18 protein-coding genes are annotated in these 22,063 nt (G+C 45.7%); 4 read left to right on the top strand and 14 right to left on the bottom strand.

The window, feature by feature from the left end; all coding sequences use genetic code 11:
* Window positions 1-116 precede the first annotated feature (116 nt).
* The 4 genes from purL (at window position 117) to dnaA (ending at window position 8,120) form a co-directional block, all read left to right on the top strand.
* Window positions 117-3,803, top strand: coding sequence for a phosphoribosylformylglycinamidine synthase (gene purL / locus POREN0001_RS06570; protein ID WP_004334230.1), 3,687 nt, complete (start codon window positions 117-119; stop codon window positions 3,801-3,803).
* A gap of 21 nt (window positions 3,804-3,824) precedes the next feature.
* A complete protein-coding gene (dprA, locus tag POREN0001_RS06565; protein WP_004334046.1) occupies window positions 3,825-4,931 on the top strand; it encodes a DNA-processing protein DprA in 1,107 nt (368 codons plus the stop codon).
* 11 nt (window positions 4,932-4,942) lie between these two features.
* Window positions 4,943-6,082, top strand: coding sequence for a glycosyltransferase family protein (locus tag POREN0001_RS06560; RefSeq protein ID WP_040581093.1), 1,140 nt, complete (start codon window positions 4,943-4,945; stop codon window positions 6,080-6,082).
* A 622-nt stretch (window positions 6,083-6,704) separates the two neighbouring features.
* Window positions 6,705-8,120, top strand: a complete 1,416-nt coding sequence (gene dnaA / locus POREN0001_RS06555; RefSeq protein WP_004334357.1) for a chromosomal replication initiator protein DnaA — start codon at window positions 6,705-6,707, stop codon at window positions 8,118-8,120.
* Between the two features lies 1 nt (window position 8,121).
* On the opposite strand, the gene POREN0001_RS06550 is transcribed toward dnaA, so the two are convergent.
* From POREN0001_RS06550 to queF, 14 genes are all read right to left on the bottom strand, one after another.
* The gene (locus tag POREN0001_RS06550) at window positions 8,122-8,757 is read right to left on the bottom strand and encodes a WbqC family protein (protein WP_004334344.1); all 636 of its coding nucleotides are present in this window, start codon (window positions 8,755-8,757) and stop codon (window positions 8,122-8,124) included.
* Entirely contained in the window at window positions 8,754-9,317 is a 564-nt protein-coding gene (locus POREN0001_RS06545) for a S26 family signal peptidase (protein ID WP_004334065.1), read from the bottom strand. Before POREN0001_RS06545 ends, POREN0001_RS06550 begins: the two co-directional genes overlap by 4 nt.
* 24 nt (window positions 9,318-9,341) lie before the next feature.
* Window positions 9,342-10,751 carry a signal peptidase I gene (gene lepB, locus POREN0001_RS06540; RefSeq protein WP_004334061.1) on the bottom strand — a complete coding sequence of 470 codons (1,410 nt, stop codon included), beginning with the start codon at window positions 10,749-10,751 and terminating at the stop codon, window positions 9,342-9,344.
* A 42-nt stretch (window positions 10,752-10,793) separates the two neighbouring features.
* Window positions 10,794-11,519, bottom strand: coding sequence for a 4-hydroxy-tetrahydrodipicolinate reductase (locus POREN0001_RS06535; protein WP_040581016.1), 726 nt, complete (start codon window positions 11,517-11,519; stop codon window positions 10,794-10,796).
* 323 nt (window positions 11,520-11,842) lie between these two features.
* Window positions 11,843-12,409, bottom strand: a complete 567-nt coding sequence (gene nadD, locus POREN0001_RS06530; protein WP_052296698.1) for a nicotinate (nicotinamide) nucleotide adenylyltransferase — start codon at window positions 12,407-12,409, stop codon at window positions 11,843-11,845.
* Window positions 12,410-12,442: 33 nt separating this feature from the next.
* Window positions 12,443-13,621 carry a nicotinate phosphoribosyltransferase gene (gene pncB, locus POREN0001_RS06525; protein WP_004334332.1) on the bottom strand — a complete coding sequence of 393 codons (1,179 nt, stop codon included), beginning with the start codon at window positions 13,619-13,621 and terminating at the stop codon, window positions 12,443-12,445.
* A gap of 27 nt (window positions 13,622-13,648) precedes the next feature.
* Entirely contained in the window at window positions 13,649-15,394 is a 1,746-nt protein-coding gene (locus POREN0001_RS06520; protein ID WP_004334153.1) for a hypothetical protein, read from the bottom strand.
* A gap of 42 nt (window positions 15,395-15,436) precedes the next feature.
* Window positions 15,437-16,735: an L-cysteine desulfidase family protein gene (locus POREN0001_RS06515; protein ID WP_004334136.1), complete on the bottom strand. Its 1,299-nt coding sequence runs from the start codon at window positions 16,733-16,735 to the stop codon at window positions 15,437-15,439.
* A gap of 49 nt (window positions 16,736-16,784) precedes the next feature.
* Window positions 16,785-17,870: a GDP-L-fucose synthase family protein gene (locus tag POREN0001_RS06510; RefSeq protein ID WP_004334315.1), complete on the bottom strand. Its 1,086-nt coding sequence runs from the start codon at window positions 17,868-17,870 to the stop codon at window positions 16,785-16,787.
* Window positions 17,871-17,891: 21 nt separating this feature from the next.
* Window positions 17,892-19,058 carry a GDP-mannose 4,6-dehydratase gene (gene gmd / locus POREN0001_RS06505; protein WP_004334320.1) on the bottom strand — a complete coding sequence of 389 codons (1,167 nt, stop codon included), beginning with the start codon at window positions 19,056-19,058 and terminating at the stop codon, window positions 17,892-17,894.
* A gap of 21 nt (window positions 19,059-19,079) precedes the next feature.
* Complete coding sequence (locus POREN0001_RS06500) at window positions 19,080-19,616, bottom strand: FHA domain-containing protein (protein ID WP_004334142.1); 537 nt, start codon at window positions 19,614-19,616, stop codon at window positions 19,080-19,082.
* Window positions 19,617-19,622: 6 nt separating this feature from the next.
* A complete protein-coding gene (locus POREN0001_RS06495; protein WP_004334295.1) occupies window positions 19,623-20,633 on the bottom strand; it encodes a calcium/sodium antiporter in 1,011 nt (336 codons plus the stop codon).
* Window positions 20,630-21,535, bottom strand: a complete 906-nt coding sequence (locus POREN0001_RS06490) for a diacylglycerol/lipid kinase family protein (protein ID WP_004334125.1) — start codon at window positions 21,533-21,535, stop codon at window positions 20,630-20,632. Before POREN0001_RS06490 ends, POREN0001_RS06495 begins: the two co-directional genes overlap by 4 nt.
* A 23-nt stretch (window positions 21,536-21,558) precedes the next feature.
* Window positions 21,559-22,020, bottom strand: coding sequence for a preQ(1) synthase (queF, locus tag POREN0001_RS06485; RefSeq protein ID WP_004334117.1), 462 nt, complete (start codon window positions 22,018-22,020; stop codon window positions 21,559-21,561).
* Window positions 22,021-22,063: the final 43 nt, after the last annotated feature.

The raw sequence follows: 22,063 nt of genomic DNA, 5'->3' as shown, positions 1-22,063 counted from the left end.
CTCTCACGCAAGAATGTTCGCTAGATGCGAGATTTTTCCTACTTTTGTGGAGTTCCTGCACTTTCTCAAGGGAGAGAATTTAGGATACCAGATTTATTTTTTATTACCGAATAGCGATGATTAGTTATTTCCCCTCGCAGTGCGATATCCTCTATGCCGTGGAGCATAGTGGTGTTTTTTCTGATCAAGACCTTGAGAGGCTCCAGTGGCTTTTTGCTTTAGAGGACAAAGTTATCCCCACAGTGCAGGCCGAAGGAGATTATATCGGCCCTCGTAGTGAGATCGTTTCTCCTTGGAGTACCAATGCTGTAGAGATTACTCAAAACATGGGTATTGAGGGGATTACGCGTATTGAGTTGCTTAGACGTGTTAAGGAAGAGCAACCCATATTCGATCCTATGACCGAATGTGTGTACCATGCTCCTGGGGCATCTATATTCCATACAGATGCAACTCCGGCTCCCATTGCATACATAGATGATATTGCAGCCTACAACCAATCTGAGGGGCTCGCTCTAAGCGAAAAAGAGATTGATTTCCTTCAAAATCTTTCAAAGCGTTTGGGACGTAAGCTTACGGATAGTGAGTTGTTTGGCTTCTCTCAGGTAAACTCGGAGCATTGCCGACATAAGATATTTAATGGCACCTTTGTTATTGATGGAGAGGAGCAGGAGCAATCTCTTTTCTCCATGATCAAGGCTACTTCGGAAGCTAATCCCAATGGTTTGGTATCCGCTTACAAAGACAATGTAGCTTTTATCAAGGGGCCAAGGGTGGAGCAATTTGCCCCATCTTGTGGAGATCGCCCTTCATTGTTCTCCACCAAACCGATAGATACTGTACTCTCTCTCAAGGCAGAGACACACAATTTCCCCACAACGGTAGAGCCCTTTAATGGCGCAGCTACGGGTACTGGTGGGGAGATACGAGATCGCATGGCAGGGGGGAAGGCTTCAATCCCTGTGGCTGGTACGGCTGTATATATGACAAGTTATCCTCGTCTCCAGTCTGCCATTCCTATGTCTATGGAGGCTCGCCCTTGGCTTTATCAGCATCCTCAAGGAATTCTTACAAAGGCCTCCAATGGAGCCAGTGACTTTGGGAATAAGTTTGGTCAGCCCATTATTACGGGGTCACTACTTACCTTCGAACATCAAGAAGATGACAAGGCTACACGTTATGGCTACGACAAGGTAATTATGCTTGCCGGGGGGATTGGTTATGCTCGACAACGTGATGCTATAAAAGAGGAGCCCAAGGCAGGAGAGACGGTTGTGGTATTGGGTGGTGACAACTACCGTATCGGTATGGGCGGTGGTGCTGTAAGTTCTGTAAATACAGGGCAGTACAGTGCCGGCATTGAGCTCAACGCCGTACAAAGAGCCAATCCGGAGATGCAAAAACGTGTAGAAAATGTGGTGCGAGCTCTTGCCGAGAGTGACGATAATCCTATCATTAGTATTCACGATCACGGAGCCGGTGGGCACCTTAACTGCCTTACAGAACTTATCGAAGCCACGGGTGGGGAGATTGATATTGACGCGCTTCCCGTAGGGGATGCCACCCTATCTGATAGGGAAATTATTGGCAACGAGAGTCAAGAGCGCATGGGCTTGCTCATCGAAGAAAAAGACTATGAGCGAATTGCTGCTATTGCTGCACGAGAGAAAGCTCCTATATATAAGGTGGGTAAAACGACCGATAGTCACGAGCTTTGCTTTGGAAGAAAATCTACCAAAGAAGAAGCAATCCATCTTGCTGTAGAGGATATGCTTGCAAAGCCTCCGCGTACTATCATGAGAGACTCTACACTGGAGCATTCTTATCAAGACGCTACATACGACGCTCAAGCACCCGAGAAGTATCTCCAAGGTGTGCTCAGTTTGGAATCCGTTGCCTGTAAAGATTGGCTTACCAATAAGGTAGACCGATCTGTGACAGGGCGCGTTGCACGCCAGCAATGTTGTGGAGAGCTACAGCTCCCTCTTGCAGATCTTGGTGCTATTGCTCTCGATTATCGTGGAGAGAAGGGTTATGCTACAACTATTGGGCATGCGCCTCAAGCAGGACTTATAGACTCTGCTACGGGTTCAATACTCTCTATTGCTGAGTCTTTGACCAATATCGTTTTTGCTCCTCTTACCGAAGGATTACAGAGCGTTTCGCTAAGTGCCAATTGGATGTGGCCCTGCCGCAATGAGGGGGAAGACGCTCGTTTGTATCGTGCTGTGGAGGCTTGTTCGGACTTTGCCATAGAGTTGGGTATCAATATCCCCACAGGGAAAGACTCTCTCTCTATGACACAAAAGTATCCGACAGAGCCATCCGTCGTAAGCCCTGGTACGGTTATTATATCGGCAGCAGCTCCGGTAAGCGATGTCCGTAAGATTGTAACACCAGTTATTCAGCCTGTTGCCGGTTCGTCTCTTTTGTACATAGACTTTAGTTTTGCGCCCCTTGCATTAGGCGGATCTGCTTTCTTCCAAAGTCTGGGAAAGGTTGGAGAATCTGCTCCAACGGTTGCTAATGCGGAGTATTTTGCAGATGCTTTTGCTGCGGTACAGTCCCTGATTAAGAAAGATCTTGTACTTGCCGGGCATGATATATCGGCAGGGGGGATGCTAACGGCATTGCTTGAGATGTGTTTTGCCAATACCAAGGGAGGGCTCTCTATTGACCTCTCAGAGCTAGTAGAAGAAGATCTTACCAAGCTCCTTTATGCAGAGAATCCCGGGGTACTACTCCAAGTAAATAATCTTGATAAGGCTCAGAGGGTGCTAGATGAAATGGGCGTTGCTTTCTCTGTAATTGCGACTCCCTCCGAAGAGCGTACTCTCTTGATTAAGAAGGGAGATAAATTGATTACTATCGATATAGATAAGGCTCGTACGGATTGGTATCGCCCATCATTCTTATTGGATTGTTATCAATCAACAGAGAAACTTGCTCAGGAGCGTTTTAATAATTATCCTATTCAACCTATCTGCTATCGTCTACCTCAGAAATTCTCGGGGAAGAAAACTTCTTTAGGGCTTGATGCAGACCGGAGCAACCACTCGGGTATTGTCGCTGCCATTTTACGAGATAAGGGTACGAATGGGGAGCGTGAGATGGCCTACGCCCTTCACCTTGCAGGTTTTGATGTAAAGGACGTACACCTTACGGACCTTACCTCTGGGCGCGAGACCTTAGAGGATGTACGGATGCTTGTTTTCTGTGGTGGATTCTCTAATAGTGACGTACTAGGCTCTGCCAAGGGATGGGCTGCAGGCATCTTGTACAATGAACGCGCAAAAGCGGCTATTGATGCTTTTTATGCTCGCCCCGATACCCTAAGTTTGGGAGTTTGCAATGGCTGTCAACTGATGGCTGAGCTTGGGCTACTCTATGCAGACAAGAGACCTCGACACAAAATGTTGCACAATGAGTCGCAGAAATTTGAGAGCTGCTTTGTTGGGCTAACAATTCCCAAAAACAATTCGATAATGATGGGTTCACTTGCCGGTGCTACCCTCGGAGTCTGGTGTGCTCATGGCGAAGGTCGTTTTGCCTTTGACGCTCCTGTTGATAAGTACAATGTTGTTGCTCAATACGACTATAAGACCTATCCCGGTAATCCTAATGGCTCTCCGGAAGGAGTCGCTGCCATTTGCAGTGATGATGGTCGCCACCTAGCCATTATGCCACACCCAGAGCGATCTGTATTCCCCTGGCAGTGCGGTTTCTATCCTGATGGTTCGCATGAAGTAACCCCTTGGATGGAGGCTTTTGCTAATGCTTTGAGTTGGTTGAAGAAGCATTAATAACTAGTTTTTGGGAAGCTGATGGGTAAGGCAGCTTATCTTTTAGCCCTAAGTCGGATAGAGGGAGTAGGTGCTATTACTCTCCGTCGTATCTTAGATGCTGTAGATGATGTCTGCGACATATTTTCCAATCCGGCTATTTTAGAAGGTGTGGCACCTGCGCTTTATAGGCGTGTGGTGTCACACCTTTCTCTTTCTGAGCTCCTTGAGAGTGCCAAGCGGGAGGTAGAGGAGGCCAAAAGAAAGCACATTGATACTTTTGGATTAGGGGATGTGGACTATCCCCAGTTACTTGCAGAGTGTGCAGACCCACCTCCTGCCTTCTTTTATTTTGGTAATAGAGACGCTTTGCACTCTCCTCATTGCATCAGTGTAGTGGGAACAAGGCGCGCTTCTCGTTATGGCTTAAAAGCAGTAGAAGTCCTGCTTGAAGATTTGGCAAACAAGTTGCCCGATCTCGTGGTGATTAGTGGGTTGGCATTTGGTATCGACGTAAAGGCTCACAAAGTAGCTCTTGACTTAGGGATCCCTACCATCGGAGTATTAGCTCATGGTTTAGATAGGATTTATCCAGCGGCTCACCGCAATATCGCTATCGAGATGGTCAAAAAAGGGGGATTACTTAGCGAGTATTCTTGGGGAAGTAAAGTAGAGCGTCACCATTTTGTGGGGCGTAATCGTATTGTAGCAGGCCTTTCTCACGCCACCCTTGTAGTAGAGAGTGCTGACCGTGGAGGTTCGCTTCTTACTGCTGCAATGGCTTCGGGGTACGGTCGGGAAGTATTCGCCGTTCCGGGGCGTATTACAGATTCTACCTCTGTGGGGTGCAATCGTATTATAGCTTCTATGCAGGCTATCCCTGCCGTTAATGCTGATAGCATCATATCCGTATTAGGGTGGGGAAAGAGTAATGGAGGGGAAGAGGAAAGCTCATCTTCTCTCTTTGTTCCTCAAGATCTTCCGGACGACCCTGTATTACGCCTCATTGTAGAGGAAGAAACAATACACTTTAATGATCTTCTCATGCGCTTGGGAATGTCTGCAGCTGAGCTATCTAATAAATTATTCACGCTTGAGTTTGACGGCTTCATTAAGCCTCTCCCCGGAGGCCTCTATGCTAAATCATAATGGTCAATACCATGGAAAGACGATTACATATAGTATCTTTTGACGTTCCCTATCCTGCTGATTATGGAGGAGTAATAGATGTTTACTATAAGATAAAGGCTCTTGCCGACCGAGGAGTCAGCATAATACTTCATTGCTATCAGTATGGCAGACCCGAGCAACAGGAACTGGAGAATTTGTGTGAAAAGGTCTATTACTATCCGCGTCTTAGGGGGATATTTTCCGCATTATCACGTGAGCCCTATATCATTTATAGCCGTCGTTCTCAAAACCTTCTCTCCCATCTTTTGGAGGATGATGCACCTATTCTCTTTGAGGGATTGCATACGTGTCATTTTTTGTCACACCCTGCTCTTAGCAATCGGCTTCGTATTGTCCGAGCCTGCAACATAGAGCACGAGTATTATCACTATCTGGCAAAGGGTACTCGAAGTCTATTTAAGAAGCTCTATTTTGCCCTTGAGAGTTATCGACTGCGTCTCTTTGAGAAGAACCTTCTTTATGCACACCATATTCTAGCAATTACCCCCCGAGAGCGAGATTATTTTGCTCACCATTACCCAGGAGTAGAGGTGCAATGGATTTCGGGTTTTCATGGAGATCAGAAGGTAAAGAACCAGCTGGGGAAGGGGGATTACTTTTTATTTCATGGCAAACTCTCTGTATTAGAGAATGAACTTACGGCAAAGAGATTGATTCGCCTAGCCCCTCAACTTCCCCTTCCTCTCGTAGTAGCAGGACGAGATCCATCGCCTAGCCTCCAAAAATGTGTGCAGAGAAGCGAAAATGTTCGTTTGGAAGCCAACGTGTCGGGAGAGCGAATGGAGCGTCTTATTGAGCAGGCTTCTGCACATATCTTAGTTACAAGTCAGCCAACGGGGCTTAAATTGAAACTCCTTAATGCCCTTTATTCCGGTCGTTATGTTATAGCAAACGAAGAGATGGTCTACGGAACGGGACTAGAGGAGTGTGTCTATAGAGTAAAGAGTGATGAGGATATTCTACATCAAGCTTGTGCCATTGCTTCTCAAGAGTTTACATTGGAAGAAGAAGAACGAAGGGTAAAACTCTTATCGCCACGTTATGATGATCTCTATAATGCTCAACTCCTTCTTGATATTCTCCCACAGAGTATCCATACCTTTGATTGAAGCCTCGAAAACTAATGGATTTATGCCTAGAAACAAATAAGCCGTATGGCTATTTTCTCTTTATAATCTAGTCTATAAAGTTGTACTTTGTCTGATTATCAAAGAGGGCTCTTCTCCCCATGTTGTTACACACCTAAAGTGCAATATAGTAAGGGACTTACGCTTTTTCTTGATTGTTGATAACTTGTCGTTTCATAAAATAACTTCTTTCTATCTAATTGATATATAGGAATTTGAGCACAATTCTCTTCATAGTCTATAAGTGGTTATACAAGGTGCTGATTCTATAGGTAGTTAGCTATATCATTAGCCTCATTGTGGATTTTCTCGGTTTGTTTAGCCCAAAAATAAGCACTAGTTTTGCGATGTGATTGAACGAAGGGAAATACTGATTCTCCTTGTTCATTCAGAGTGAAGTGGAGAGATAGGTAATACTATCTTGAAAGACCAAATTACACCTTCGGATAGATAGGAAGGAGAGGTTGATTACGCCACGTTGTTACCCTTGTTATTGGGAAGCTTAAGGCGGGTAGATTTTCTCTCCCTAGGGGGAGTTTCCCCTCTCTCTGAGGAAGGTATGATAAGGATTGAAACAAGAATATAGAACGTCTAAAGAGAGAATATGGAACAGAACGTAAATAGCATATGGCAAGAGTGTCTCGTACACTTGAGTTCTCATATTCCTTCCAAGCAGTTTAATATTTGGTTTCATCCCATAGAGCCCGTGCGCTTAGAGGGGAATAATACCATCGTAGTGAAGGTGCCTAGTGCCTTTTTCTGCGAATACATTGAGCAGAATTTTGCAATCCAAATGCAGCAGGCCTTGCGGTCTGTACTTGGTGAACATGCTCGACTGAGGTACCTCGCAATGGTGGATAGCACTTCCAATAATACGGCAGAGGGTTGTCTACTGACCTCTATGTCCGAAGCTTCTTTATCTACATCCCCTGCAAGTATCCCTCAAGGTATTTCAGTCCCTCACAACGATGTCGGGGCAACAAATCCCACTCAATGGGACACGAAGTTACTCCCTCCTTTTACATTCGATTCGTTTATCCGTGGAGAGTCTAATGATGTAGCTCTTTCTCTTGCTCGTCGCATTTGTGTAGAGCCGGGAGATGCTATGATGAACCCTTTCTTTATTTATGGCCCTCCAGGAGTTGGGAAGACGCATATGATGAATGCCATGGGGTGGGAAATCCTTCGTCAACATTCGGACTTGCGCGTGCTCTACGTCACTACGTTGCAGTTTGTACAGCAATTTACAGCGGCAAGTAAGAATAAGAAGGTACCCGACTTCATCAAGTACTATCAGCAGATAGATGTATTATTGCTTGATGATATACAAGAATTGGAGGGGAAAGAACGTTCGCAGCAGGCTTTCTTTGAGATATTCAATCACTTGTATTCCCTTGGCAAGCAGATTGTTCTCACATCGGATCGCTCCGTGAGTGACTTTAATGCGTTGAGTGAGCGTATTGTCTCTCGTATGGCAGGCTCTCTTACAGCGCAGATCAAACGCCCGGATCTTTGTCTTCGTCGGGAGATCCTTAATAAGCTGGCAAGTCAGGGAGGAGTTGTCCTTACAGAAGAGGTGAGTGACTTTATTGTCAAGAACGCTTCCCATAGTGTACGAGAGATAGATGGAGTGCTCTCTAGTATCTTTTTGAGTGCCTCCGTTACAGGTAGCCCCATAGACCTTTCATTTAGTCGGGAGATTTTGTCTCGTACCATACGGATGGAGGAGAGAGAGGTAACGTTGGAGAATATACAAAAGCTTGTATGTGAGAACTTCCACATCCCAGCACATCAAGTAAAGGGGAAAAGCCGCCGTCAAGACATTGTTATGGCTCGCCATATTATCATGTTCTTGGCTAATAAGCATACCAAAGAATCCCTTTCCAGCATTGGGCATTATCTAGGAGGGAGAAGTCATGCTACCGTTATCCATGGCTGTAATTCTACTCGCGATGCTATATCCATAGACCACGAATTTGCTACAACGATCTCCAAACTAGAGCAGCAATTACAGTGTTAGTTCACAGGATAGAGGGGTGAGAGATAATCGACTTTTTGAGTAGAATTGGGGCTAGAGGCCCCTCATTGAAAAGTAGATCATAAATGCTCAGATTAGGTGTAAAGTCTGCACTATTTTCCCCTTTGAATACCTGATAGTAGGGGACTTGGGCATTAAAATAGGGGTCGAAAGGAGGCTTCTTGGGACGTATAGAGAGACGAAAATCCTCGGGAGAGGTAGCTTGATAAGTCTCTGTTTCTGCGATTGAAATATCTAGATGCATTAGCCCCGCAATAAGCTCGATTAACTCCAGATTAAAGTCGTACAAGAACGTATATCGCTTTCGATAGAATGGCTCAATATCGGGAGCATAATACTCGTAAAAAGGTGCCATACCATAGCAGCTTTTTAGGGTCTGCCAGTGTCTTGCACGCCAATTATTGTGCTCTGATATGCGTACTTCACGGATGGGGCATTGCTCAGAGGCTCCTTGCTCTACCGGAATGCTTAGCTCTTGCATGCCATTAGCCGCTAGTATACGACACCTATTGCGATAGGTCTGCTTGATGTAATGCTCACAGGCCTCAAGTAGTACTCTACCAGAGGCTAATTTTGCGAAGTATTGTATCGGAGGAGCGTAGGCTGTAGATAATATCATAGGGCTTGTATGCCGTACAACCGGTTGCGATGTATCGGGCCATAGTGGCGAGAGTCCATGGTGTTACGGATAGAGTAGGTTAGTAACCAGAACTCATTAGGCCGAAGTACTAAACGATAGTAAGTACTATCTGAAGAATCAGAGTCTGGCGAAGGGGGAGATAATAGGTGCGAAGAAGCAATACTTTTAGATGCAGAAGAGCGTTGCTGCTGATCGTGTGAAGGGTACCAAGATTTGCCATTGACATAGATAGCTCCTGCATACGATTCGATGGTATCGCCGGGTAGCCCCGCAACCAACAAGGGCTGCTTATGTGTATCACTTTTCTTCCCTTTATTTTCTAGAATTACAAGAACAAGTTCTCCCCGTTTGGGAGACCCTATTCGCACCATCAAGTGGTAACGTCCTGCATATTTCCCTAAAGCCTCGTTTTCCTTGGGGACATGGTATACAAAGCCCACCCAAAGACGCAGTAGCACTACCAAGATGATAGAAAAGAGCGGTAGGGCATAGTATTTCCATGCCGGACATTTCTTCTTGATTCTCTCTTTGGGTGCCATCTCGCCAAGTTGGGAAGGTGGTTATTACCATTTGGTCACCTTACGAAACATACGATGCCAGCGAATTTTGCCAGAGAATAGGCCTTTGTCTTTATCCAAGGAGAGCCAAAGAAGGACAGGTTTGCCTACGACATGATCTTCGGGAACGAAGCCCCAATAGCGGCTATCGGCAGAATTATGGCGATTATCTCCCATCATGAAATAGTAGTCCATAGCAAAAGTGTATGTATCCTTAGCCTCTCCATCAATCATAATAGCTCCGTTGCTATCTATAGCTACAGAGTGTCTTTCATAGGCTTCTATGCAACGCTTGTAGAGAAGAAGGTTATTAGGAGACAACTTGATAGTTAGTCCCTTTTTGGGGATTAGTATAGGACCATAGTTGTCTCGGCTCCATCCTAGGTGGGCTTCTACGGGATAGGTAAATCCTTCGCTGTCGGGTTCCACAACGATTTTGAGCACTCTAGTGTCGCTTTGTAGCTTTTGTAGCATTTCTTCAGTAAGAGGGAAGTGATAGAAAGTGCTCTTACCCCCTTCTAAGGCTAGGTCAAAACCCATGCTCGATAGGGAACTCGAGGTTTCGGGAGATAGCTGTATGTATCCGCGATCACTTTCGCTAATTCCTAAAGTTTCAAAGTCTCGTACCGACAAACCTTCAGGCTTTGCTTGTACATAATAATTAAGCTGCATGTACTTGGGGCGAGCCTGTTTTTCCCCATTGATATAGAGATCGTTGTTGCGGATTTGTAGAGTTTCCCCGGGCATTCCCACGCAGCGTTTTACATAGTGGTCGCGACGATCGACGGGACGATACACTATTTCTCCAAATTCAGATGTATTTTTCCATACGACGTCTCGCCCATAAAGCGCAATAAGGGTATAGTAGTCGGGATTGGGAACCTTTACAGCCACAGTATCTCCGGCGGGGAAATTAAAAACGACCAGGTCTTCACGCTCTACATGACCTCGCCCAGGGAGGCGGCGATATTTGAGAGTAGGTGTTTCGCTATAGCTCTTCCCTCCCAAAAATGTATTGTGGACAAGAGGGATGGCCAGAGGCGTATTAGGAAGCCTAGGCCCATAGCTTAGTTTATCAACATAGAGGTAATCCCCTACAAGCAAGGTCTTTTCAAGCGAAGAGGAGGGGATGGCAAAGTTTTGGAAGAAGTAGATATTGAGTAAAGCCACCCCAATAACACAGCAAACAATATCGCAGAGCCAGGCACAGATATTACGCAACAGGTTGTTTTGGATGGAGTTGTACCAATTCCATTTGATCTTATGAAAGAAGTAATAGTCTATGATAAGGGGAAGGAAAATCAACCATAGCCAACCTGCCCAAATGGCAAACGCGATAAAGAGGAGAGACACAATAACCCCTACAATGTTGCGTCGGGTTAATAGGTTTTTCTTCTGTGTGCTATTGTGTTGCATATATGCTTAATATTAGGTTCTTAGTTCTTTGATTAGGAGGATCTAGTCACAAAATCCGAGCATCATTCTCATGGAGAGTACACCATGATGTGTCACGGCATATTCGGCAGCGAGTACAGCTCCAAGGGCAAACCCCTCTCTTCCGAATGCCTCGTGGGAAAGAGTTAGTTCGTCAACTGGAGAATGCCACTTGATGCTATGAATACCGGGAATCTCTCCTATTCGCTTAGCTTCTATCGGGAGTGTATGAGGATCTAAATTGGGGGCAAGTGCCCATCCTTCCAAATTAGGAGACTCCTTTATTATATCTTCTGCCAAAGTGATAGCAGTACCACTAGGGGCATCAAGTTTGTGCACATGGTGCGTTTCCTCAAGAGAAACGCTGTACTCAGGAGCCTTCTGCATGATTCGGGCAAGTTGCCTATTGAGTTCAAAGAGGATATTTACCCCTAAACTAAAATTACTGGCATAGAAGAATGTGCCGCTCTTAGAGTTCAAAATGGTCTCTTGTAGCTTCTGTACATCATCGCGCCAACCCGTTGTACCCGATACTACCGGTAATCCTTTATTGATTGCATGTAGGCAGTTTTTATAGGCAGTCTGAGGAGTTGTAAACTCGATGCAGACATCGGCAGGTGGCAATTGCTGTTGCTCCGTAAAGCATCCACCATCAGCATCGAAAATCCCTGTAATACGATGTCCTCTTCGTATAGCCTCTTTTTCGATGACTTTTCCCATGCGTCCATAGCCTACTAATAGTATATCCATGAGTCTTAATATATCTGAGACGAGTACAGTTTCATTCTTAATCTACCCTCAAAAGTACGAATAACTAGTAGAATAGTGGCATTATGGTCGAAGCAATAGCCCCGTGATGTGTGTATCCTAAGAGATTGGAAGGAATTATCGGCGACTCTTATACAAGGCAATAAATACGATGATTCCCGAAAGAATGATGGCTAATATTGAAAAAATATCCAGCCTAACGGACGAAAAAAGCCAGCCTGCAATTACAAACCAAATAGCCGAAATGCAGGTTACTTGCAGGGCAGAAAGTTTGCGTCGAGGTCTGGGCATTGATTGATAAGGGATTAGAGAAGTTCAAAAAGTTCGGGGCGAGGCATCCAGTAGCGGAGGTCTTCCCCCTTATGCCGAGCAGATCTGATTTCAGAAGAAGAGATCTCCATTAGCGGAGCATCGTGTAGTAGAGTGACATTGCTATTTCCCGCCTCTCTGGGGAGAGTGTATCCAGGGCGTGGATAAACTAAGATAGGGTATTGCTCAATCAATTCTCTCCAATGATACCAGTGCTCTATACTAAGCCAATTATCGGCTCCCATTATGAGGATAAATTGGTATTGAGGGTTATGATCCCTCAATTTGTCTAGAGTGTATATCGTGTAATGAGGAGCGGGCAAAGTCTCCTCTATGCGACAGCAAGAAAAGCGAGAGTCATTGGCTATCACTTCTTCGATAAGATGGCATCGCCGCGTAAAGGAGAGTTCCGTAGCTCTGGGCTTAAGCGGGTTTTGAGCGGTGGGTACAAACCAAAGTTGCTCTATCCCTTTGTTATGGCAGAGGATATAATTGGCTAGCGCCATGTGCCCAATGTGTATGGGATCAAAAGAACCTGCAAAGAGGGCAATTTGGGGCTTCATTCTCTCCATGTCAATGGGGCTTTCGGGGGATGATTAGTCGTTAATCCCTAATGTGAGACGAGCCAAATTAATTTCTTCGGGCACGCCTGTATATTTCCCGTGAGCGTCACTAAGTTTTACACAGTAGCTCCACTCCTCTCGCTCGGTCATCTTGCAGCGCCATAGTTTCATTACAATGTTTGATGGGGCTACACCACAACCGGTATCGTTGGTAAGGTTAGTGCCAATACCAAAAGAGCAACGGATATGATCTGCACAATAGTTCCGTATCCTTATCGCTTTGTCCACATTGAGACTATCGGAGAAGATGATGTATTTGATTTTCGGATCTACTTTTAGCTCTCGATAGCGGGCAATTGCTTTGTCCACAAATTGGAAAGGATCTCCACTATCATGGCGCAAACTCGTATATAGCTGGGCATGTTTTTTGCTAAAATTCCTCAAGAAAACATCCGTCGTATAGGTGTCTGTTAGCACAGTCCCTAGGTCTCCGTCATAGACGTTGATCCAGTCTTCCATTGCCATATAGTTTGCCATTTTGTAGCCGTATATGGCTCCATGGAATTGGATCCACTCGTGAGGATGAGTCCCCGATACATTGAGGTTGTATTTGTGCGCAAAGTGCACATTGCTTGTACCAAAGAAGTGCTGTGGAGCATACTCTTGCATGATACGTGTGATTTGGTCTTCTACCTCGTAGCTAAAGCGTCGGCGCATCCCGAATAGCGAGAAGTTAAGTTTCTCCTTTTCTAGTCGGGTAGCTTTGTCTATAGCCACTCGCTGCATGTACTCTTCGTCCGGAGTTATATTCATTACCCGATAGTACAATTCACTTACTAGAGCTAGGATGGGTGTTTCCCAGAGAGTTACCCGATAGAGAGGCCCCTCCGCATCTATATACAGATGCCCCTCGCTGTCTTGTGTGATGGTAAGCTCATCGGGATTGAAACGAAACCCTCTTAGCATATCAATGTGAGTGGGGGGGATATAGGGCATTCGATGGGCTATGAACTGCGCTTCGCTATCACTTAGGACAATTCGAGACATATGGTCAATTTCTTCTCTCAGCAATTGGGCAAACCCCTTGGGATAGATGCGATGATCCCGATCTATGAACTTGAAGTGTCCATAGGCATAGGGGAATAGTTTGGCATAAGCGTAGCCTGTGGTAAACTTGTACAGGTCTGTATCGAGAAGACTATTGATGATCATAAGGGAAGAGGGTAGTCTTTGAGTGGATTAGCGGAAAAATGGAAAAATATTGCATACCCACAGAGCATGGATAGGCGGAGTGCCTTGAGACAGAGAATGCTCGAGATCCGAGAGTAGAGTGGTCCTACTCTGATCTTGCTCAACCACTACAACTATTTGGGCAACTTGAGAAGCCAATAGGTGAACCGAATCGAAGGGTGCTATCAAGAGGGTAGGGGTCTTTCTCTCCGCTTCTGCAGGAGCTAGGTCTTGAGAAAATTGTTTACCACCCCAGTACCCCTGTTCTATAATGCGAGCGTGAGATAGGGTAGGCACAGAATTATTGGAGGCGTGGAGAAGATGTACTATTTTTCCTGTATTTCCTCCTCCCAACGAGTAACTTGCAGCAAGATCAGCCACCAACTTATTCAATCGTTTCTGTGCTTTTGAGCTTTTAGATGGAGTGGTAAACAGTATAGGACGGGCATCGGTATCCTCTTCCAGGTTAGATTGAAGCGTAAAACGGAGGGCATCAATCGTTTCGGGAGTATCTGAGTAGTTCCCTCTCTTGCGATGCAGACGAAGCGTTGAGATAAGGGCTTTCTGCCAGAAGGGGGATAGTTGCCGAGGTTCCAAAACACTCCCTCGTAAGAGCCAAGCATAATAGATTAATACAGTAGGAATAATCAGCCCTAGAAGCAAAAAGATGATCTTGACCGAGAATGCTCCTACGGGAGATGGCTGAATAGCAGGGGATGCGGTAACTTCAATCAAATGATCATAGCGTAGCACCTCCCGATTACTTATAGTACGAGCAAGCCTCTGTTGCAGTTCTTTTATCTCTTGTGTACGGCTTTCTGCTGTAAGGCTGGGAGAAAGAGAGTCGGGGTGCATTAACCTACGAAGAGCGGCTTCTATCATTTCTTGCTCTTTGTCTAAGTCGAGCGTTACATTGTAGCGCACTAGAGAGTCTAAATCGACCAGCATTCCAGCAAGAATCTGTTTTGCACGTCGAGCGGAGCCTGTGGTAGAGACTTCCACATTGAGGAAATTGGGTAGTGTATTATCAATCACCATATCCCAGTCGTACTGGGCACGAGTTTCTATTACACTTCTACGTGTGATATAGATGGGTTTGTCTAAGGCATAGGATCTTATTCCGTATTCTTCCCATCCTGGGTTGTCTTGTAGTATTACTTTCCCTACAGGGGTCTCAACAGTACTATTCCAAGGCAATAGTATGGTGTATGAACCCGTCCCTTTTAGCTCCTTCCCTTGATATACCCCCTTTATTTGGGAGAGTTGTAATCCGTCAGCCTCTTGTCGTACTACCAAGGTAAAGTAGTCGGCATCGGCAGCATCGGGGAAAATAAGTCTGAAAGGGATGTGATTGTATATATCGCGAGAAGAAAAACCGCTTCGTTGAGCGTATTCTACTTCGAAACCCTCTCTCTTTCCTGTTCGATAGATAATGTCGGCCGAGACAATCCATCCATAGATTTGAGCAGCATCAAATGCGGGAGTATGCTTCCAAAGAGGAGCTTCTTTTCCTGAGTTCGCATCCACGAAAACCTTATCAGATTTAGAAGTCTGTATAGGGAAGCGTGTCATTACAGCCATGCGGTACTTATTGTTCCCAATAGCAGAACTATTCCCAAACATCTTGATAAAGCCAAAAGCTACTACCAATGATAGGGCAAACCAATACCAATTGAGCACTACAAGGCGAACAAATGCAGAGAAAGACATGCGCTGTGGAAGAACAGTCTTTGAAGGAGAGAAAGTAGAATCCATATATGATTAGAAGGGTTGAATACTTTACAGGGAAGCTTAATGTTATTTTTGAGTCATGATGTCGAGTACAAGTCGATCCGTCTCATTCATCCCTACACGGCCAATGCTTGCAAGATTACTTATAGTAGAGTCAACACTTTCATCTACAATGCCTTCACTACTGGTTACAACTTTGTGTTCCATAGCAAGTAGGGCTGAGAACATGGCGGTGGATACTCCACTTGAGACCTTCATACTGCAGCTCGGTTTGGCTCCATCGCACAGCATCCCCGTAATGTTGCCCACCATATTTTTTATAGAAAACTCGATTTGCTCTCGACTACCACCCATCAGATAGGTCAATCCACAGCTTGATCCTGTTGCAGCTACAACACATCCACAGAGAGCTGATAGGCGACCTAATTTCTGCTTTACGTAGATCACCATAAGGTTGCTGAGTACTAGTGCTCGTATAGTCTGCTCTTCGCTTGCACCCTCATGCTGTGCAAAGGTTAGTACGGGTAGGGTTGCTGTGATTCCCTGATTACCGCTACCTGAGTTACTCATAACGGTAACGGGAGCACCATCCATACGGGCATCGCAAGCTGCACTTGTGTAGGTAAGCATCTCCGTGAGAGCCGAGTTCCCGAGATATTTCTTTCCCCAATCCCCTTGTATCATCTGTCCAACAGAGTGACCGTAAGAGCCTTTGAGACCAAATTCACTTGCTGCTTTATTGAGTCGAGCAGCCTCTTGTATAAAAGTAAGTTTCTCTAAGGGAGTTGTAGTGGCAAACTCATAGACTAGGTCAAAAGTAAGCTGTAGGGCTTCTGCTTCGTCACTAGCCCCTTGTGCAGAACAATTATCTCCGGAGAGCTGATCTAGGAGAACCTCATCATCCCGACGTATGTAAGCGATATTGCGGTGGTTACTTTGGATAATTGTGCTTGCTGTATGGTTAGCCCCTTGGAGGTTAATTTCTATATAGAGCTTATCTATATCGCCTTCTTTGAGACGTATAGACATGATCTTTTTCTCCACTAAGGCTTTTGCTTTAGCCAGTTGCTCTTGGCTAAAGTTTTCTAGTATGGTAAGATCCTTCGAGGGGTCTGCCAAAATAATTCCTAGAGCAACAGCAATGGGAAGCCCAATCATTCCCGTACCGGGGATGCCTACTCCCATGGCATTTTTGAGCATATTGGCACTCAAGAGAACTTCTATGGACGTAGGAGATTCCCCAAGAGTTTTGGCAGCTTGTGCTGCAGCTAGAGCTACGGCTACAGGCTCTGTACATCCTGTAGCGGGTACAACTTCGTTTTTGATAAGCTCAATACACTGAGCTTCTATTTCTGGAGTAAGCATACAATCTATCAACGGAAGAAAATAAGTTCGTATTGTTGTGGGAGTAGTTTTATAGAGTATTCGTTTGACAATACCATTGGTACAATTTGGGAAGCCCCTCTTCTATAGAGGTGGTGTATTCCCATCCAAGGGTTTTGAGGCGAGAGGGATCTGTAAGTTTTCGTCGGGTACCATCGGGGTGAATATGATCGAAGGCAATAGTGCCTTCAAAGTTGACAGCCTTTCGTACCTCTTCAGCAATTTGAGAGATAGAATGCTCTACGCCTGTGCCCACATTGAGATGACAATTGCGGATTTCTCCTTTAGGAGCATCTGCCGATAGATGAGGAAAATCAACGTGATTCATCACGTAGATACATGCTGCTGCCATATCTTCACTCCACATAAACTCCCGTAAAACAGAGCCCGATCCCCAAAGTACAAGTTCATCCGAAGTGATACCAAAGAAGGCAAGACGCTCGGTAATTTGAGCCAGGGAGGAGTTTTTGTTCAATCCCGAGATTGGACGCAAAGCAATATCGTGTCGTAAGGCTTCCAAATCTGCATGGCGAAGAAGTTTCGCTAAATGCATTTTGCGCATTATAGCCGGTAGTACATGACTATTTTCGAGATGAAAATTGTCCCCGGGACCATAGAGATTGGTAGGCATTACGGCAAGATAGTTGCAACCATATTGTAGGTTGAAGCTCTCACACATCTTGAGCCCTGCGATTTTGGCAATAGCATAAGGCTCGTTGGTATACTCTAGAGAAGAGGTCAGGAGGCAGTCCTCTTTCATGGGTTGGGGGGCATTGGCTGGGTAAATACAAGTACTCCCTAGAAAGAGGAGTTTCTCCACATGATGGCGATAGCTCTCGCCAATCACATTTTGTTGTATCCCTAGGTTCTTATAGATAAAATCTGCCCGATAGCGACTATTGGCAAGTATCCCTCCAACAAAAGCTGCTGCAAGGAATACGTACTGAGGCTGCTCTTCGTCGAAAAACTTGCGAACAGCTACAGCATCAAGGAGGTCAAGCTCCGAATGGGTACGAGTGATGAGGTTTTTGTATCCCTGTCGCTTGAGCTCTCTATAGATGGCACTACCTACCAGTCCGCGGTGACCTGCAATGTAGATACGAGCACTCTTATCCATAAGTATAACGGCGGAAAGTTTTCATTCAAAGTAGTTGTAGATGGAAAATCCTCCCTGCTTTAGGTAGGCTTCTCGCTTCATGAGTTGCACGTCACTTTCCATCATATCGTGTACAATATCAGCAAGAGTATACTCCGGTCGCCAATGCAGAAGGTTGCGAGCCTTAGTTGCATCTCCCAAAAGAACCTCTACCTCAGTAGGACGGAAATAGGCAGGGTCTACGGCAACGATGGCTTTCCCAACTAAGCTGCGTGCGTGAGAGAGAAATTCTTCTCCCACAGATTGAGCTACGCGATCGGCATCTATAGCGGTAACCACCCCCTCTTCATTCAATCCTTCTCCGCGGAATTCAATAGTAAACCCGATCTCAGAAAAAGCGAGTTGAACGAAGGTACGTACCTCTGTGGTAACTCCCGTAGCTACCACATAATCGTCAGGAGTATCGCGTTGCAAGATGAGATGCATAGAGCGCACATAATCTTTGGCATGCCCCCAATCCCGTCGTGCCGAAAGATTCCCTAGGTAGAGCCGATCTTGCAATCCCATGGCAATGCGGCTGGCACTTCTGGTTATCTTACGAGTTACAAAGGTCTCTCCACGGAGAGGTGATTCGTGGTTAAAGAGAATACCATTGCTGGCATGTATTCCATATGCCTCTCGGTAGTTCACCGTAATCCAATAGGCATAGAGTTTGGCAACGGCATAGGGGCTTCGGGGGTAGAATGGGGTTGTCTCTCTCTGAGGCATCTCTTGCACAAGCCCAAATAGTTCGCTGGTAGAGGCTTGGTAGAAACGCACTTTATCTTCCATACGGAGGAGGTGTATTGCCTCTAGCAGGCGAAGAGTACCCAAAGCGACAACATCGGCAGTATATTCCGGTAGCTCAAAGCTAACCTTTACATGGCTTTGTGCTGCAAGGTTATATACCTCATCCGGAGCAATCTCCCCAATGAGACGAGTTAGCCCCTGCCCATCTGTCATATCGGCATAGTGAAGGTAAAAGTTTCGCCCTTCTAGATGAGGATCTTGGTACAGATGATCTACCCGCTCTGTATTGAATAGAGAAGAGCGGCGCTTCAGCCCGTGAACTTCGTATCCTCGCTTGAGTAGGTATTCGCTCAAATAGGCTCCATCCTGCCCTGTGACTCCGGTGATAAGGGCCTTTTTTCTAGAGGTAGGTGTACTCATATCTCACTCTTATGGCAAAGTTTACTTTATGGAAAAAATAAGAGATGTAGCCCCTAGGGTTATTACATCTCCATCAGAGAGTTGGCGTTTCTCACCTGGGTCAAGTTCGCGTGCATTCACAAAGGTCCCTGTCATGCTATCATCATCCATAAGGATAGCAACTACATTCCCCTGTTTATCTTTCTCTATGGTTAGTAGCGATTGATTGCGATCAAGGCTTGGGTCTGCCGTGCGAATGGCGACCTCAATTTCCGTATGTCTATCGTTGTAACGACCTATCCTATTGAGCCCCTCGTAGAGGGGAAATTGTGCCGAATAGCCAAATACATTTTCTACAACCTGTAAATAAGCAAGAGGTTGCCCCTCTTCTCGCTTGCACAAACGACCTGTATTCTCGCCTTCCGTTTGCTTAGAAGCTTTGGGCGGACGTAGGGTAAAGGCGAGTTGTCTATGGCATCCGGGACAAGGAGTATCTACATGTCCATTCTTATCCAAAACACTCCGAATCCAAGTAGCCTCAAGGCGCTTCTTACAATAGGGACACAGTATGTACTTCATGTTGTTTTATGCTAAGTAAGAGGTTTCTTGGAGGATTAGCCAAACAGTATAGATGATGTAGACCGAAAGAAGCGCTACCCCCTCCAATCGTTTAATCTCGCGCTTACCGTAAAATAGAGTAAAAAGAAAGAGTAGTACAACAGCGAGCAGCATTACTCCATAATCTAGAAGGGTAATGCCTCCGGTTTCAATGGGGCGAATAGTGGCAGTTGTCCCGAGGATTAGTGCAATATTAAAGATATTGCTACCAACGATATTGCCTATTGCCATATCTACTTCTCCTTTTCGTGCTGCTACAATGGAGGTGGCAAGTTCGGGAACAGAGGTACCCACCGCAACGAGAGTAAGCCCTATTACGGATTCGCTAACTCCTAGAGCGCGAGCAATGGCAGAGGCTCCTTCCGTGAATAAATTTCCTCCAACGATGAGCATTACAAGGCCCCCTATTACCATCCCGATAGATAGCCACCAACCATAAATTTTGATTTGAGGAGCATTACTGTCGGGTTGCTGTGTCGCACCTTTTCCCTTTGTGCCCTTTTTACGGGCTATGTAGAAGGTGTAACACATAAAGAGGAAAAAGAAAAGAAGCAACACAAGACCATCACCATGATCAAGGCTATTTATGGTGCTATTATGTAGGAGTGTGTCATTAGCAAGTAGAATGAGAGCAATGGAGATAACAAACACTATAGGGATCTCGGCATACAATGTGCTCTTACCGACCCGAAGAGGAGTAATGATAGCCGTAATACCTAAGATATTCAAAATATTGAAGATATTACTTCCTAAGACGTTCCCTAATGCAATGCCCTCTTTCCCCTGTATGGCACTAGAGAGGTTGACGGCAAGTTCGGGGGTAGAAGTGCCAATAGCGACAACTGTAAGCCCAATAACAAGAGCCGATACCTGCATCCGTCGGGCAATAGAGCTAGCCCCATCGGTCAAAAAGTTGGCCCCATAAAAAACCAGAGCCAGCCCCCCGAGCAACATGCCAATACTAAGAAGTGTACTCATTTTTCAGCAGACTGGGGAGTATAAACGAGAAGACTCTGTTTGCGTACGCCAATCTCTATACGATTGCCGGCCAGTACAGACTCTCCGTCAATCTGAGCAGGGGCTTTATCATCGCACTCCCGCTCTATCACAATATTAGCCCCTCTATAGCTATCGACACAACTGTTTTTGTCGATATTTTTAGTTACAAGTTGCAAGGCAACATGCCCAGCGAGTAGGGGATCGAAGGGGCGTAGAATGACAAGATCGAGTAACCCATCGGAGGGACTTGCATCCGGAGCTATATAGAAGTTATTGCCGTATTGATCTATGTTGGCTGCCGTAACAAGAAAGGCTTTCGTCTCAACGATTTCGCCGTCAATGGTAATGCGGTACTGTTGAGGACGGAAAGCGATGTACTCATCAATGGCCGCTTTGATGTAAGTAATCAGCCCTCGGCGCGAAGTCTCGGCATACCGCTTGGTCATCTCCGCATCAAATCCCACGCCGCAAGTACAGAAGAAGGGTTTACCATCAACCAAACCTGTATCTATGGCTGTGGTATGCCCTTCTGTGATTACTCGAACAGCCTCGGCATCGCTGGAGAGAGGGAGTCCCAAAGCTCGTGCTAAACCATTACCACTCCCCTTGGGGATTATTCCCATTTTGACGTGAGAGCCATGCAATGCACTCGCAATCTCGTTGATGGTACCATCTCCACCCACAGCAATAATACTATCTATATCATTTTCTATTGCCTCCTTTACTAGGCGAGTGGCATGACCCTCTCCTTTTGTATAGGTGATGAGTAGCTCTTCTTCTCTTGAGTTGTAGGCATCTGCAAGAAGCCCCGGGATACGGGTCTTGGAGCCAACTCCGGAGATGGGATTAATGATGGCAAGTATGCGACTAGGCTTGAGCATGAAAGTCTTCTAGAGAATGATGATTAATGGCGATCATGGCGGAGCAGTCGCTCACGAGCTATAGCCTCATATTGCGTCCCGGGGCGTCCATAGTTACAGAAGGGCACAATACTAATCCCTCCACGAGGGCTAAAGTCTCCGGTTACCTCTATGTATTTAGGATTCATCAGCTTGATGAGATCATCCATGATGATATTGACACAATCTTCGTGAAAAGCACCATGCGAACGAAAACTGAAGAGGTAGAGTTTGAGACTTTTGCTCTCTACCATGCGTTCGTCTGGGATGTAATCGATGTAGATTGTGGCGAAGTCGGGTTGCCCCGTAATGGGGCAAAGAGCCGTAAACTCCGGGCAGACAAATCGAACCCAGTAATCACGTTGGGGATGCTTATTGCTGAATGCCTCCAGGACCTCCGGAGCATAATCTCCTTTATACTCCGTTTTTTTACCAAGGAGCTCAAGCCCCTCTTCTGATCTATCCATAGAACTTATAGTATATTCCGTTTGTCTCTACAAAAGTAGTCAA

Source organism: Porphyromonas endodontalis ATCC 35406 (genome assembly GCF_000174815.1).
Lineage (GTDB): Bacteria > Bacteroidota > Bacteroidia > Bacteroidales > Porphyromonadaceae > Porphyromonas > Porphyromonas endodontalis.
Note: the sequence above shows the minus strand (reverse complement) of the source record. Positions and strands in the feature narration are given on the sequence as shown.